The 13,516-nt window shown below is 70.1% G+C and carries 12 protein-coding genes; 9 read left to right on the forward strand and 3 right to left on the reverse strand.

From position 1 onward, the window contains the following. Positions 1 to 32: 32 nt before the first annotated feature. The 3 genes from topA to EAT49_RS15295 form a co-directional block, all read right to left on the reverse strand. Positions 33 to 2,720 (reverse strand): type I DNA topoisomerase, encoded by a 2,688-nt coding sequence (gene topA, locus EAT49_RS15285; protein ID WP_123643165.1) that lies wholly within the window; start codon positions 2,718 to 2,720, stop codon positions 33 to 35. Positions 2,721 to 2,928: 208 nt separating this feature from the next. Continuing rightward, positions 2,929 to 4,104, reverse strand: coding sequence for a DNA-processing protein DprA (gene dprA / locus EAT49_RS15290; RefSeq protein ID WP_123643166.1), 1,176 nt, complete (start codon positions 4,102 to 4,104; stop codon positions 2,929 to 2,931). Positions 4,105 to 4,196: 92 nt separating this feature from the next. Further along, positions 4,197 to 5,621: a TldD/PmbA family protein gene (locus EAT49_RS15295; protein WP_123643167.1), complete on the reverse strand. Its 1,425-nt coding sequence runs from the start codon at positions 5,619 to 5,621 to the stop codon at positions 4,197 to 4,199. 193 nt (positions 5,622 to 5,814) lie between these two features. On the opposite strand from EAT49_RS15295, the gene coxB reads away from it, so the two are divergent. The 9 genes from coxB to EAT49_RS15340 all read left to right on the forward strand — a co-directional run bounded on the left by coxB (position 5,815) and on the right by EAT49_RS15340 (position 13,428). Further along, the gene (gene coxB / locus EAT49_RS15300) at positions 5,815 to 6,687 is read left to right on the forward strand and encodes a cytochrome c oxidase subunit II (RefSeq protein WP_123643168.1); all 873 of its coding nucleotides are present in this window, start codon (positions 5,815 to 5,817) and stop codon (positions 6,685 to 6,687) included. 100 nt (positions 6,688 to 6,787) lie between these two features. After that, the gene (cyoE, locus tag EAT49_RS15305; RefSeq protein ID WP_123643169.1) at positions 6,788 to 7,723 is read left to right on the forward strand and encodes a heme o synthase; all 936 of its coding nucleotides are present in this window, start codon (positions 6,788 to 6,790) and stop codon (positions 7,721 to 7,723) included. A 1-nt stretch (position 7,724) separates the two neighbouring features. After that, entirely contained in the window at positions 7,725 to 7,970 is a 246-nt protein-coding gene (locus tag EAT49_RS15310; protein ID WP_123643170.1) for a hypothetical protein, read from the forward strand. Next, on the forward strand, positions 7,967 to 8,545 hold the full coding sequence (locus EAT49_RS15315; protein ID WP_123643171.1) for a cytochrome c oxidase assembly protein: 579 nt from the start codon (positions 7,967 to 7,969) through the stop codon (positions 8,543 to 8,545). Before EAT49_RS15310 ends, EAT49_RS15315 begins: the two co-directional genes overlap by 4 nt. Positions 8,546 to 8,570: 25 nt before the next feature. After that, entirely contained in the window at positions 8,571 to 9,371 is an 801-nt protein-coding gene (locus EAT49_RS15320) for a cytochrome c oxidase subunit 3 (RefSeq protein WP_123643172.1), read from the forward strand. Positions 9,372 to 9,525: 154 nt separating this feature from the next. After that, complete coding sequence (locus tag EAT49_RS15325; protein WP_123643173.1) at positions 9,526 to 10,191, forward strand: SURF1 family protein; 666 nt, start codon at positions 9,526 to 9,528, stop codon at positions 10,189 to 10,191. After that, entirely contained in the window at positions 10,188 to 11,579 is a 1,392-nt protein-coding gene (gene thrC, locus EAT49_RS15330; protein WP_123643174.1) for a threonine synthase, read from the forward strand. Before EAT49_RS15325 ends, thrC begins: the two co-directional genes overlap by 4 nt. Then, the gene (locus tag EAT49_RS15335; RefSeq protein WP_123643175.1) at positions 11,576 to 12,841 is read left to right on the forward strand and encodes a M16 family metallopeptidase; all 1,266 of its coding nucleotides are present in this window, start codon (positions 11,576 to 11,578) and stop codon (positions 12,839 to 12,841) included. The genes thrC and EAT49_RS15335 overlap by 4 nt, the downstream gene beginning before the upstream one ends. A 2-nt stretch (positions 12,842 to 12,843) precedes the next feature. Next, positions 12,844 to 13,428, forward strand: a complete 585-nt coding sequence (locus tag EAT49_RS15340) for a GNAT family N-acetyltransferase (protein WP_123643176.1) — start codon at positions 12,844 to 12,846, stop codon at positions 13,426 to 13,428. The last annotated feature ends 88 nt before the right edge of the window (positions 13,429 to 13,516 follow it).

Genomic DNA, 13,516 nt, shown 5'->3' on the forward strand with positions numbered 1-13,516 from the left:
TCTGGCCCCAGGCCGAGGCCGGCGCGCGGAACCTACTTGCCGGCCGCCGTCTTGCGAGTGGCGGACTTCGACTTGGCCGCCGTCGTCTTCTTCGCCGCGGGTTTCTTGGCCGCGGCCTTCTTTGCCGGGGCCTTCTTGGCGGCGGGCTTCTTCTTGCCGGACTTCGCGGCCTTCTCGGCGATGAGGTCGACCGCCTGCGCCAGCGTCAGGTCTTCGGGCGTGATGCCGTCGGGAAGCGTGGCGTTGACCTTCTCCCACTTGACGTAAGGACCGTAGCGGCCCTCCATGACGTTCACCGGCCCGCCTGCCTCGGGGTGCTCGCCCAGCTCGCGCAGAGGCTTGGCGGCCTGACCACGGCCCCGGCCCGGGTTCGCGCGTTTCTGGGCCAGAAGCTCCACCGCGCGGTTCATGCCGATCTCGAAGACATCGGCGGGGTCCTTGAGGTTGGCGTAGACGGGTTTCTCCTCGTCCGGTCTCTGGTGCATTAGGAACGGGCCGAAGCGGCCGAAATTGGCCTTGATGGGCTGGCCGTCCTCGGGGTGAAGGCCCACCTCGCGCGGGAGCGACAGCAGGAGGAGCGCCTTGTCGAGGTCCATCTCCTCGGCCTTCCAGCCCCTGGGGAGCGAGGCACGGGGCGGCTTCTTGTTGTCCTCGGTGACCTCGCCGCGCTGGACGTAGGGGCCGAAGCGGCCGGAGCGGAGGCTGATCTCGTCGCCATTGTCCTCGCCCAGAATGCGGTCGCCCTGTTCGGCGGCGTCCCCGCCGATGGGGCGGGTGTAGCGGCATTCGGGGTAGCGCGAGCAGCCGACGAAACCGCCGGTGCGGGAGGTCTTGAGGTGCAGGGAGCCCTGGCCGCAGAGCGGACATTCGCGCGGGTCGCGCCCGTCCTCGCGGGGGGGATAGAGCTGCGGGGCGAGGGCGTCGTCGAGGACGTCGAGCACCTCTGCCACGCGCAGTTCGGAGGTGTCCTCGATCGCCTTGTGGAAGTCGCGCCAGAAGCTGGCGAGCAGGTCCTTGTAGTCGCGCCGGCCGCCGGAGACGTCGTCGAGGCTGTCCTCCAGCTGGGCGGTGAAGTCGTAGCCGACGTAGCGGCGGAAGAAGTTCAGGAGGAAGATGGTGACGATCCGGCCCTTGTCCTGGGGGATCAGGCGGTTCTGGTCCTTGCGGACGTAGTCGCGGTCCTGGATCGTCGTCAGCACGCTGGCGTAGGTGGAGGGGCGGCCGATGCCGAGCTCCTCCATCTTCTTGACGAGCGTGGCCTCGGTGTACCGAGGCGGCGGCTGGGTGTGGTGCTGCTGGCCGAGGACGGCGCCGTTGTCGGAGAGGAGGGCGGCGGAGGGCGTTTCGGCGGTGGCCTTTGCGTGGGCGTCGCGCAGGGCGTTTTCCGCGAAGCGGGCGGGCTCGCCCTCGGCGATCTGGGGCAGGCGGTTGCCCTCGTCCTCGGGGTCCTCGTCGCGGCCTTCCTCGTAGACGGCGAGAAAGCCGTCGAAGAGCACGACCTGGCCGGTGGCGCGCAGGCGGACCTGGTCGTCGCGGCTGGCGATCTCCACCGTCGTGCGCTCGAGCCGGGCGGCGGCCATCTGGGAGGCGACGGTGCGCTTCCAGATCAGGTCGTAGAGGCGGCGCTGGTCGGCGTCGGACAGGCGCAGGTCGTCGGGGTGGGTGTCGGTGTCGGTGGGGCGGATGCACTCGTGCGCTTCCTGGGCGTTCTTGGCCTTGTTCTTGTACATCCGAGGGCTGTCGGGGACGTAGTCCTTGCCGAAGCGGGCGGCGATGGTGGCGCGGGCGGCGTGGACGGCCTCGGGGGCCATGTCGATGCCGTCGGTGCGCATGTAGGTGATGAGCCCGGCCTCGTAGAGGCGCTGGGCCGCGGCCATGCATTGCTTGGCGCCCATGGAGAACTTGCGGCTGGCCTCCTGCTGGAGCGTGGAGGTCATGAAGGGCGGGGCGGGGTTGCGGCTGGTGGGTTTCGCCTCGACCGAGGCGACGGAGAGATCGCGGGAGGCGATGGCGGCGACGGCCATCTCGGCCTGCGTCGCATCCTCGAGGCTGTGCCGGTCGATCTTGCGCCCCGCGAGCGACACGAGCCGGGCCTCGAAGGCCTGGCCGCGCGGGGTCTTCAGCATGGCGCGGACGGACCAGTATTCCTGCGGGCGGAAGGCTTCGATCTCCATCTCCCGCTCCACGACGAGGCGCAGGCAGACCGATTGCACGCGGCCCGCCGAGCGGGCGCCGGGCAGCTTGCGCCAGAGCACGGGGGAGAGATTGAAGCCGACGAGATAATCGAGGGCGCGGCGGGCGAGATAGGCCTCGACGAGGTCCCGGTCGACCTGGCGGGGGTTCTTCATCGCCTCGGTCACGGCCTGCTTCGTGATCGCGTTGAAGGTGACGCGGGAGACCTTGGTGTCCTTGCCGATGGCGCGACGCTTGGTCAGGGCCTCCTGGAGGTGCCAGGAGATCGCCTCGCCCTCGCGGTCGGGGTCGGTGGCGAGGATCAGCTCGGGGTCGCTTTTCAGGGAGTCGGCGATGGCGCGGACGTGCTTCTGGCTGTCGCTGCCGACCTCCCATTTCATCTCGAACCCCTGGTCGGGGTCCACGGAGCCGTCCTTGGCGGGCAGGTCCCGCACATGCCCGTAGGAGGCCAGCACGATGTAGTCGGAGCCCAGATACTTGTTGATTGTCTTGGCCTTGGCGGGCGACTCGACGACGACGACGGGCATGGAGGCTCCTTGGGCAGAGGTCCGGACCGCGGGCGATCCGGCTCAAGGCGCCTAGATGTGTCGGGGCGGCGGGCAATGTCAATGCAGGGGCCGGCGGGTCGTCGCTCGCGCGTGCCGCGCATCGCCCCGCCCGCCGTCCCGCGGGGCGCGGGACGGGTGACGGGGCGCGGAGCGGCGGGCGGGGACCCGGCCCGGAAGCGGCAGCGGGTCAGCCCAGGCGCGACAGGAAGCCGCCGGGCGTGCGCGCGATGCGGCCGTCGAGCTCGAGCTCGGTGAGGGCGGGCGTGACCTCTCCGGGGGCTGCGGCGAGATCGCGGATCAGCTGGTCCTCGGCCAGGGGCGACGGACCGAGCCGGTCGAGGATGCGGCGGTGGAGCGCCGCGACATCGCGCAGGAGGGGCCGCCGCTGCGGCGGCGGGGCGGGCGGCATCGCCGCTTGCGCCGGCGCGCCCTGTTCCAGCGGCAGGCGGGCCTGCCGGGGACCCGTATCGGCGGGGGAGAGGAGCGCCAGCACGTCCTCGGCCGAGCGCACGAGGGCCGCGCCGTCCCGGATCAGCCGGTTGCTGCCCGCGGCGCGGCCGTCCATCGGGTGACCGGGCACGGCGGCGACCTCCCGCCCCTGGTCGAGCGCGGTGCGGGCGGTGATGAGGGAGCCCGATCGTTCCGCCGCCTCGACCACGACGACCACCCCGGCGAGCCCCGAGACGATGCGGTTGCGGGCGGGGAAATGTCTGGCCCGAGGCTCCAGCCCCGGGGGCTGTTCGGTGAGAAGCAGTCCCTCCCGGGCGATGCTGTCCGACAGGCCCAGATTCTCGGGCGGATAGACCACGTCGATGCCGCCCGCGAGAACCGCGACCGTCCCGGTCTCGAGCGCCGCGGCATGGGCGGCGGCGTCGATCCCCCGGGCAAGGCCCGAGACCACCGCGATGCCGGCCGCGCCCAGGTCCGCCGCGAGCCGGCGCGCCATGCGCAGGCCGAGGGAGGAGGCGGAGCGCGCGCCCACCAGCGCCACCATCGGCCGGGCGAGGAGCGAGGTCCTGCCCCGGGTCCAGAGGAGCGGGGGCGCATCGACGATCCCCGCGAGGGCGGCGGGATAGTCCGGCGCGCCATGAAACAGCGGGACCGCCCCGGCGCGGCGGGCGGCGCGCAGTTCGGCCCCGGCCACGGCCGCGGGGCAGGGCCGGTAGTCGGGCACGCCCGCCTGGGCCGCGATCCCGGGCAGGGCCTCGAGCGCGGCGGCGGCGCTGCCGTGATCGGCGAGAAGGCGGTGAAAGGTCGTGGGTCCGACCCGGCGGGAGCGCAGCAGGCGGAGCCAGATCAGCCGATCCTCTTCCGTGGCGGGTGGGGTCCGGGGGGAAAGGGAAGAAGTCGGGTCCTCGGTCATCCGTCCGTCCGCCTGCTGCGCCCTCACCCTGGACCGGGAAGGGTTAACGCCCGGTGAACGCGGGTCGGGCCCTCAGGGACGGGGGGCGGGGCTCATGCGCCCGATCCACCCACGGTCAGCCCGCCAATCAGGAGCGAGGGCTGGCCCACGCCCACGGGCACCCACTGGCCGGCCTTGCCGCAGTTTCCGATCCCGGGATCAAGGGCGAAATCGGTGCCGATGCCGCGGATCTTCTGCAGCGCGGTCGCGCCGTCGCCGATCAGCGTGGCGCCCTTCACGGGCGCGCCGACCTTGCCGTCCTTCACGCGGTAGGCCTCGGTGCAGGAGAAGACGAACTTGCCGTTGGTGATGTCGACCTGCCCGCCGCCGAAGCCCACGGCGTAGATGCCGTCCTTGACCTCGGTCAGCAGGTCCGCGGGGTCGGTGGTTCCGGGGCGCATATACGTGTTGGTCATGCGCGGCATGGGGATATGGGCGAAGCTTTCCCGCCGGCCGTTGCCGGTGGTGCCCGTGCCCGTGAGCCGGCCGTTCTGCCGGTCCTGCATGTAGCCGACGAGGATGCCGTCCTCGATCAGCGTGGTGGCACGGGAGGGCGTGCCCTCGTCGTCGATGGAGATGGAGCCGCGGCGGTCCGGCAGGGTGCCGTCGTCGAGCACGGTCACGCCGGGTGCGGCGATGCGCTGGCCCATGAGCCCGGCGAAGGCGGAGGTGCCCTTGCGGTTGAAGTCGCCCTCGAGCCCGTGGCCGATGGCCTCGTGCAGCAGGATGCCGGGCCAGCCGGGGCCGAGGACCACGTCCATCACGCCCGCCGGCGCGGGCTCGGCGGAGAGATTGACGAGGGCGATGCGCAGGGCCTCGCGGACGGCGGCCTGCCAGTGACCGGGCGCGATCAGCCCGGCAAGACCGTGCCGCCCGCCGCCGCCCGCGGTGCCGCCCTCGCGGCGGCCGTCCTGTTCCACGATCACCGACACGTTGAGCCGGGCCATCGGGCGGACATCGGTCACGACGGGACCTTCGGCGCGCAGGATCGCCACCTCCTGATGCGAGGCGGCGAGGGTGGCCGAGACCTGCACCACGCGGGGATCGAGGCCGCGCGCGAAGGCGTCGATCTCGCGCAGGATGTCGACCTTTCCGGGGAAGGTCGCGTCGAGCATCGGGTCGGCGTCGGTATAGAGCCTGCGGTTGGTCGCGGACGGCGCGGCGTCGAGGGTGCCCCCGCCATCGCCCACGGCCAGCCGCGCGGTGGCCACGGCCCGGCGCAGGGCGTGTTCGTCGAGCGTGGTCGAATGGGCGTATCCCGCCGCCTCGCCGCGCACGGCGCGAAGGCCGAATCCCTCTGCGGCGTCGTAGGAGGCGGTGCGCAGTCTACCGTCGTCGAAGGACAGGACCTCGGAGCGCCTCCGTTCGAGGAAGAGCTCGCCGTCGTCGGCGCCGGCCACGGCCTCGCGAACGAGGCTGCGGGCGGTGTCCTCGTCGAGGGCGGTCTCGAAGGGGCGGAAGGGGGTGGCTGCGGTCATGGAGGCTCCGTCTGTCCTTGATCCAGATCAAGGCGATGGTCAGTTTGACGCGGGCGGGTGCGCTTGTCTGGGCCTCCACGATATGGGATGACCCGCGCCGGAGACAACGGCCCGGCAGCCCCGGGTCCCGTGCGCGGCCCCCGGACGGCCCGAGAGGCCCCGGAGCGCGCCGCCCGCAGCGAGAGGGACAGACATGTCGATCACCAGTTTCGCCCGGCGCAGCCTCGCGGCCCTTGCCGCAACCCTTGCCGGAGGCTCCGCCGCCATGGCGCAGGAGGCAGACGCCCTGACCGAGGGCCTGCCGGTCATCGGCATGCCGACGCCGGGGGGCCTCGGTTTCCAGGCCGCGGCGACGGAGCTGGCGCGCGACCTTCAGTGGCTCGACGGGATGCTGCTGGTGATCATCACGGCGATCACGCTCTTCGTGCTGGCGCTGCTGACCTGGGTGATCCTGCGCTACAACGCGGGCCGGAACCCGAACCCGGCGAGCTTCACCCACAATTCGCCGCTGGAGGTGGCCTGGACGGTGGTGCCCATCGTCATCCTCGTCTTCATCGGCGCCTTCTCGCTGCCGGTCCTGTTCAAGCAGCAGGAGATCCCGGAGGGCGACGTCCACATCAAGGTCACCGGCTACCAGTGGTACTGGGGCTACGAATACGTGGACGAGGGCATCTATTTCGACAGTTTCATGATCGGCTACGGCGAGGGCAACCTGAACCCGGAGATCGAGGCGGAGCTGGCGGATTACGGCTATGGCGCGGAGCATTTCCTGCTGGCCACCGACACCGCCGTCGTCGTGCCCGTGGGCGCCACGGTGGTGATGACCGTGACCGGCGGCGACGTGATCCATTCCTGGACGATCCCCGCCTTCGGCGTGAAGCAGGACGCGGTTCCGGGCCGGCTGGCCGAGCTGTGGTTCTCCGCAGACCGCGAGGGCGTCTATTTCGGCCAGTGCTCCGAGCTCTGCGGCAAGGACCATGCCTACATGCCGATCACCGTGAAGGTGGTCAGCCCCGAGGTCTACGAGCAGTGGCTCGAGCTGGCGCGGGTCGAGTACCCGGTGTGACTGTGAGGCCGGGGACGCGGCGGGGCGACGCCCCGCCCTGCGCCCGGATGAACGAAAGAGACGCCGGGTACGTTTGCCCGGCATGATGCGAGACCCGAAGATGAGCGACCTGTCCGCCAGCGAGACCCGGGGCTACGAGCCGACGCTGGGCGATTACTTTGCCCTGCTGAAGCCGCGGGTGATGTCGCTCGTCGTGTTCACGGCCCTTGTCGGCCTCCTGGTGGCGCCGGTGTCGATGCATCCGGTCGAGGCCGCCATCGCGATCCTGTGCATCGCGGTGGGGGCGGGCGCCTCGGGGGCGCTCAACATGTGGTGGGACGCCGATATCGACGCGGCGATGCGGCGCACGGCGAAGCGGCCGATTCCCTCGGGCCGCGTCGCGCCGGGCGAGGCGCTGGGCCTGGGCCTTGCCCTTTCGGGCTTCTCGGTCGTGCTGCTGGGGCTGGCGGCGAACTGGATGGCGGCGGCGATCCTCGCCTTCACGATCTTCTTCTACGCCGTCGTCTATTCGATGTGGCTGAAGCGCTCGACGCCACAGAACATCGTGATCGGCGGCGCCGCGGGGGCATTTCCGCCGCTCTTGGGCTGGGTCTGCGCCACGGGGTCGATGAGCGTCGAGGCCTGGCTGATGTTCGCGCTGATCTTCATGTGGACGCCGCCGCATTTCTGGGCGCTCGCGCTCTTCGTGAAGACCGATTACGGCGACGCGGGCGTGCCGATGCTGACCGAGACACACGGTCGGCGCGTCACGCGCATCCATGTTCTGGGCTACACGCTGCTTCTGGTGCCTGTGGCGGTGGCGATCGGCTTCACCTCCATCGGCGGGCCGCTGTATCTCGCGCTGTCGGTGGTGCTCAACGCGCGGTTCCTGTGGGGCGCGGTGCAGGTCTGGCGCCGGGACGAGGGCGCGGCCGAGGGCGATTCCTACGCAACGGAAAAGGGTCTCTTCCGGCAGAGCCTGTGGTATCTTTTCCTCCACTTCGGGGCGCTCCTCGCCGAGGCGAGCCTCGCCCCCTTCGGCCTTGGAGGCTGGTGACATGACGATACGGGTCGAACACGAACTGCACGACCGCCGCCGCGGGCGGAATACCGGTGTGGGGCTGATCCTCGTCGGGGTCGTGGGAATCGTCTTTGCGCTGACGGTGGTCAAGGTGCTGAACCTCGAGGAGATCGCGCAATTCGAGCGGTTCGACCATGTCGCCCGCCCGCAGATCGACCCGGCGGTTCAGGACGCGATGCGCGCCGCCGCGGAGGCGCGGGCAGCGGAGGAGGCCGTGGAATGAGGCTCTTTCCCGGACTGACGGGACCGAAGAGGACGGCCGCGCAGGGCGCTGCCGTCGTGGTGCTGATGGGCTCGCTTGCCTGGGCCTCGGTGCCCTTCTACGACTGGTTCTGCCGGGTCACGGGCTTCGGCGGGGCGACGAACGTGGCCGAGGCGGCCTCTGACGTGGTTCTGGACGAGACGATCACCGTGCGCTTTGACGCGAGCCGGGAGCGGGGAATGCCCTGGACCTTCACCCCGGTGGAGCGCCAGATGGAGGTGCGGATCGGAGAGATGGGCCTCGCCTTCTACGAGGCGCACAATCCCACGGACCGGCCCGTCGCCGGGCAGGCGAGCTACAACGTGACGCCCTTCCAGGCGGGCGCGTTCTTCGACAAGATCGAGTGTTTCTGCTTCGAACAGCAGGTTCTGCAACCGGGCGAGACTGTGCTGATGCCGGTGAGCTTCTTCGTCGATCCGGTGATCGTCGACGACCGCGAGGGGCAGTACATCCACACGATCACGCTGAGCTACACTTTCTACGAGATCGACCTGCCCGAGGAGTTCGAGCAGGCCGCGCTCGATACCGGGAACTGAGGAGCCCGAGAGGGCAGGGACAGACATGGCGCACGAAAAGAACCACGATTATCACATCCTGAACCCGTCCGTCTGGCCGTTCCTGTCGGCCCTGGGCGCGTTCATCATGCTCTTCGGAGCGGTGCTCTGGATGCACGGCAGCGGGCCCTGGGGGTTCCTCATCGGCTTCGTGCTGGTGCTCTATACGATGTTCGGCTGGTGGGCCGACACGATCCAGGAGAACCAGGCCGGCGATCACACGCCGGTGGTGCGGATCGGCCTGCGCTACGGCTTCATCCTCTTCATCATGTCGGAAGTGATGTTCTTCGCGGCGTGGTTCTGGTCGTTCTTCAAGCACGCCATGTACCCGATGGGCCCCGAGAGCCCGGCGGTGGATGGCGTCTGGCCGCCCGCGGGGATCGAGACCTTCGATCCATGGCACCTGCCGCTGATCAACACGCTGATCCTGCTGTGCTCGGGCGCCGCGGCGACCTGGGCGCACCATGCGCTGGTCCACGAGAACAACCGCGAGGACATGAAGTGGGGCCTCGCACTGGCCGTGGGACTGGGGCTGATCTTCACGGGCTTCCAGGCCTACGAATACCTGCACGCCTCCTTCGGCTTTGCCGGGAACATCTACGGCGCGAACTTCTTCATGGCGACGGGCTTTCACGGCGCGCATGTGATCATCGGGACGATCTTCCTCTTCGTCTGCCTGCTGCGGGTGATGAAGGGGCATTTCACCCCGGAGAACCATGTCGGCTTCGAGGCGGCGGCCTGGTACTGGCATTTCGTCGACGTGGTGTGGCTGTTCCTCTTCGCGGCGATCTACATCTGGGGGAGCTGATCTCCCTGTGTGAACTGGGGCGGTGCGAAGTCGTGCCGCCGGTTTGGCGATGGCCGGGCGGACGCCCGGCCTACGTCGTTGAGGGCTGCCGCATGGCCGCTCCGCAGGCCGGGCCGCGGCCCGGCATATCCCTGACCCGGCAAGGCGAAAGTCCATGAGACGCCTGATCTTTCCCGTTCTTCTCGGCCTCGTCGGCTGCGGCATCCTGATCGCGCTGGGCACCTGGCAGGTGCAGCGGCTGGAGTGGAAGACCGCGATTCTTTCGGACATCGAGGCGCGGATCGCGGCGGCGCCGGTGGCAATCCCGGAGGCGCCAGATCCGGAGGCGGACCGCTACCTGCCCGTCACCGCGCGGGGCGAGGTCGCCGGGCCGGGGCTGCGGGTGCTCGTCTCGGCCGAGGGGCTGGGGCCGGGGTACCGGCGCATCCTGCCGTTCCGGCTGGATGACGGTCGGGAGATCCTGCTCGACGGAGGCTGGACGCCGCTGGACGGCGCGGCGCTGCCGGAGGGGGAGATCGCCGTCACCGGCAACCTGCACTGGCCCGAGGAGGTGGACGGCTGGACGCCCGAGCCCGAGGGCGACCTCTGGTTCGCCCGCGACGTGCCCGCCATGGCCGCGGCGCTGGGCACTTCGTCCGTCCTGCTGATCGCGCGCGACCTGTCCGAACCGGGGGGCCTGCGGCCGCAGCCCGTAGGCACCGAGGGCATTCCGAACAACCATCTGAACTATGCGATCACCTGGTTCTCGCTGGCGGTGGTCTGGGCGGCGATGTCGGTGTATCTGGCGCTCCGCACGATCCGGAGAGAGGCACGCCCATGACCTATATCTCGACCCGCGGCATGGCGCCGACCCTCGGCTTCGAGGAGGCGATGATGACCGGCCTCGCCCGGGACGGTGGGCTTTACGTGCCCGACACCGTGCCGGTCATGGGCCGGGACGAGATCGCGGCGCTGGCGGGGCTGCCCTACGAGGAGGTGGCGTTCCGGGTGATGCGGCCCTTCGTGGGCGAGGCCTTCGACGACGCCACCTTCATGGGGCTGATCGAGGCGGCCTATGCGGGCTTCGGCCATCCGGCGCGGGCGCCGCTGAAGCAGGTGGCGCCGGGGGGTTTTCTGCTGGAACTGTTCCACGGGCCGACGCTGGCGTTCAAGGACTTCGCCATGCAGCTCATCGGGCAGATGTTCGAGGCGGCGCTGACGCGGTCCGGGCGGCGGCTGACGATCGTGGGGGCCACCTCGGGCGATACCGGGTCGGCGGCGATCGAGGCGTTCCGGGGCCTCGACGCGGTCGATGTCTTCATCCTCTACCCCCACGGGCGGGTGAGCGAGGTGCAGCGGCGGCAGATGACGACGCCGGTGGAGGCCAATGTCCACGCGCTCGCGCTCGACGGCGATTTCGACGATTGCCAGGCGCGGGTGAAGGACATGTTCAACGATCTGGCGTTTCGCGACGAGGTGGCGCTGGCGGGCGTGAACTCGATCAACTGGGCGCGGGTGCTGGCGCAGGTGGTCTATTACGTGACCGCTGCCACCAGCCTGGGCGCGCCGCACCGCGAGGTGGATTTCTGCGTGCCCACGGGCAATTTCGGCGACATCTTCGCGGGGTCCGTGGCGCGACGGATGGGGGTGCCGGTGGGGCGGCTCATCGCGGCGACGAACCACAACGACGTGGTGGCGCGGGCCTTGCGGGACGGGGAATACCGCAAGGGCCGGGTGGAGCCGTCGCGGTCTCCGTCCATGGATATCCAGGTCTCCTCGAATTTCGAGCGGGCGCTGTTCGACGCCTATGGGCGGGATGGCGCGGCGGTGGCGCAGCTGATGGACGAGCTGAAGACGGCGGACGGTTTCGCCATCAGCCAGGGCGCGCGGCAGGCGCTGGCGGAGGTCTACGGCGCGGGGCGGGCGAGCGAGGAGCAGACGCTGGCGCGCATCCGGCGCACGCGGGAGGAGACGGGCGAGCTATTGTGCCCGCATACGGCAGTGGGCCTCGAGGTGGCCGAGGGCGCAGTGCGGGACGGCGTGCCGATGGTGACGCTGGCGACGGCGCATCCCGCAAAATTCCCCGATGCGGTGGAGGAGGCCACGGGCGAGAGGCCCCCCCTTCCATCCCGCATGGCGGACCTGTATGAGCGGCCGGAACGGGTGACGCGGGTCGAGAACGACCTTGCCGCCCTCCAGACCCTGATACGGAGCCGCAGGACGTCGTGACCGTCAAGACCCACACGCTCGCCAACGGCTTCCGCATCGTCACCGAGCGGATGCCGTCCCTGCGCTCCGCCTCCATCGGGGTCTGGATCACCGCCGGCGGACGGCACGAGCGGGCCGAGCAGAACGGGATCGCGCATTTCCTCGAGCACATGGCGTTCAAGGGCACCAGAACCCGGACCGCGCTGCAGATCGCCGAGGAGATCGAGGACGTGGGCGGCTACATCAACGCCTATACCAGCCGCGAGATGACGGCCTATTACGCGCGCGTTCTCGAGGACGACATCGCGCTGGGGCTCGACCTGATCGCCGACATCCTGCTGAACCCGGTGTTCGACGACCGCGAGATCGAGGTGGAGCGGGGCGTGATCCTGCAGGAGATCGGGCAGGTTCTCGATACGCCCGACGACATCGTCTTCGACTGGCTGCAGGAGGCCGCCTATCCCGACCAGCCGCTCGGGCGCTCGATCCTCGGGCCGGCGGAGCGTGTGAAGAGCTTCGGCAAGGCCGATCTCGCGCGGTTCGTGGCCGAGCGCTACGGGCCGGACCAGATGATCCTCGCGGCCGCGGGTGCGGTGGATCACGACATGATCGTGCGCGCGGCAGAGGAGCTCTTCGGCGGGCTGAGCAGCGTGGAGACGGCGCCCGCGACCGAACCCGCGGTGTTCACCGGCGGCGAGAAGCGGGTGAAGAAGAAGCTCGAGCAGGTGCATTTCACCCTCGCGCTCGACGGGCCGAACTATTCGGACCCCGAGATCTACACCGCGCAGGTCTACGCGACCGCGCTGGGCGGCGGCATGTCCTCGCGGCTGTTCCAGGAGCTGCGGGAGAACCGCGGGCTCTGCTATACCATCTTCGCGCAGGCGGGGGCCTATGCCGATGCGGGCATGACGACGATCTACGCGGGCACGGCACCCGAGCAGATCGCCGATCTTGCGACCCTCACGGCCGACGAGATTCGGCGTGCCGCGGATTCCTTCTCGAATGCGGAGATCGCGCGGGCGCGGGCGCAGATGAAGGCCGGGATGCTGATGGGACTCGAGAGCCCGTCGAGCCGGGCCGAACGGCTGGCGCGGCTCATCGCGATCTGGGGCCGGGTGCCCACGATCGACGAGACGGTGGAAAAGATCGACGACGTGACCCCCGAGAGGGTGCGCACCTTCGGCGAGCGCATGGCCGGAAAGGCCGGCATGGCGATGGCGCTCTACGGGCCCGAGGGTGGCGCGCCCTCGCTCGAGGCGCTCCGGGACCGTCTCGCGGCCTGACGATGCTGAGGGTCCGCCGGCGGCTCCGGCTCGAGACCGAACGTCTGACGCTCCGCCCGCCGCAGCACGCGGATTTCACGCCCTGGACGTCGCTCCGGCGTGAAAGTGCCGCGTTCCTGAAGCCCTGGGAGCCGGCCTGGGCCGACGATCACCTGAGCCGCAAGGCCTTTACCAACCGCGTCTACTGGGCGCAGCGGGCCATCGCGAACGGCACGGAGATCCCGCTTTTCCTGATCCGGCGCGAGGATCAGCGGCTTGTGGGCGCGATCACCCTGTCGAACATCCGGCGCGGTCCCGCGCAATCGGCCACCACGGGCTACTGGGTGGGCCAGCCCCATGCGCGACAGGGTTACATGCGCGAGGCGCTGATCGCGGTGGTGCATCACGCGTTCCACACCCTCGACCTGAGCCGGATCGAGGCCGGCTGCCTGCCGGAGAACACGCCCTCGCGGCGGCTGCTGGAGAGCTGCGGCTACAAGTACGAGGGCGTCGCGCAGAGCTATCTGCAGATCGCGGGGCGCTGGCGGAACCATGTGCTCTACGCCAATCTTCGGCCGGATCGCCGGGGACGGACGGATACGGGGTAGCGTCCGACGCGGTCCGGTTCGCGCGGATGGGGGGATGGCGGGTCGAAAACCCACCTTGCGCGAAAAGCCGGGCGTGACCTGCGGGCGG

Origin of the sequence: Histidinibacterium lentulum, from assembly GCF_003789055.1 — a bacterium.
Classification (GTDB): Bacteria; Pseudomonadota; Alphaproteobacteria; order Rhodobacterales; family Rhodobacteraceae; genus Oceanicola; species Oceanicola lentulus.

Coding starts and splice junctions, on each gene's coding strand:
- EAT49_RS15310 (WP_123643170.1), top strand. CDS start 7,725: ATGACGATACGGGTCGAACACGAACTGCACGACCGCCGCCGCGGGCGG.
- dprA (WP_123643166.1), bottom strand. CDS start 4,104: ATGACCGAGGACCCGACTTCTTCCCTTTCCCCCCGGACCCCACCCGCC.
- thrC (WP_123643174.1), top strand. CDS start 10,188: ATGACCTATATCTCGACCCGCGGCATGGCGCCGACCCTCGGCTTCGAG.
- topA (WP_123643165.1), bottom strand. CDS start 2,720: ATGCCCGTCGTCGTCGTCGAGTCGCCCGCCAAGGCCAAGACAATCAAC.
- EAT49_RS15340 (WP_123643176.1), top strand. CDS start 12,844: ATGCTGAGGGTCCGCCGGCGGCTCCGGCTCGAGACCGAACGTCTGACG.
- cyoE (WP_123643169.1), top strand. CDS start 6,788: ATGAGCGACCTGTCCGCCAGCGAGACCCGGGGCTACGAGCCGACGCTG.
- EAT49_RS15320 (WP_123643172.1), top strand. CDS start 8,571: ATGGCGCACGAAAAGAACCACGATTATCACATCCTGAACCCGTCCGTC.
- coxB (WP_123643168.1), top strand. CDS start 5,815: ATGTCGATCACCAGTTTCGCCCGGCGCAGCCTCGCGGCCCTTGCCGCA.
- EAT49_RS15315 (WP_123643171.1), top strand. CDS start 7,967: ATGAGGCTCTTTCCCGGACTGACGGGACCGAAGAGGACGGCCGCGCAG.
- EAT49_RS15325 (WP_123643173.1), top strand. CDS start 9,526: ATGAGACGCCTGATCTTTCCCGTTCTTCTCGGCCTCGTCGGCTGCGGC.
- EAT49_RS15295 (WP_123643167.1), bottom strand. CDS start 5,621: ATGACCGCAGCCACCCCCTTCCGCCCCTTCGAGACCGCCCTCGACGAG.